Source organism: Candidatus Symbiothrix dinenymphae, assembly GCF_001431085.1.
On the sequence record NZ_BBRU01000095.1, the window covers coordinates 1 to 910 of the forward strand.

General features: G+C 46.7%; 1 protein-coding gene. It reads left to right on the forward strand.

Annotated features, from left to right (window positions below; genetic code table 11):
• On the forward strand, positions 1-442 hold a 442-nt coding region (locus ASC50_RS01480), incomplete at its 5' end, for a uroporphyrinogen decarboxylase family protein (RefSeq protein ID WP_158648262.1).
• Positions 443-910: the final 468 nt, after the last annotated feature.

A 910-nucleotide genomic window follows, 5' to 3' on the forward strand; every position in this document is an offset into this window, starting at 1 on the left:
CGGCGACAGTCTGGCGGGACCGGATATGGTGTCGCCAGAAATGTATGCGCAATTTGCCGTCCCTTCCGAATTGGAAATTATCGAAGAAACGCATAAATGCGGCGCTTCCTACCTGGTTCATATCTGTGGAAACACAGAGTTGATTTTAGATAAAATAGCAACGATACCTTTTGATGCGGCAGAGTTGGACTATAAAACGCCTATCAAAGAAATATACAGGGCTTTGCATGATAAAATAACCCTGTTTGGCACGGTCGACCCCAGTGGCGTACTTGCCTTGGGAACGCCGCAAAGAGTAAAGGAGGAAACCTTGAACATCTTGAATATCTACAAAGGCTGTCCGCGCTTGGTGTTAGGAGCAGGATGCGCGATACCCCCGATGGCGCCGGAAGCGAATATCCGGATGCTGGTGGAAACAACGAAGAATTTTCCAATGGAATAAGCAAAATCGCACGTGGTCGGAAGATTGCTTGGATGCTGAATTTACGGGCTGAAAGCCCAGCATATCCCAGCCCAACGGACAGGATATGGCATTGAATGCAAGCCCTGAAAGGGCGATAGCAATAGCTAATGCCCTTTCAGGGCGAAACGAGAGGGAGAGGGCATCCTTCGTAGGGCGATGCCCTACGCTATTGCTCGAAGGGCTTCACCCTTAACCTGATGGCTATGCCGTGTGGGGTAGATTGAAGACCTGCGGTCTTCCTTGTCAGCATAAATTTGATGCGGTTGCCCTGAAAATCAGTAATCATCGCAAACTAATTGTAAAAATAAGAATATGATTTTCGAAAAGAATTGCCAAATCAAAAAAAGGTTTTACCTTTGCCAAAAATTTGAGTCCCCAAAAAAACGTGACACTAATGACAGGAAAATGTAACCAACAATGGTTGCGCACCGGATATGACACCACCAT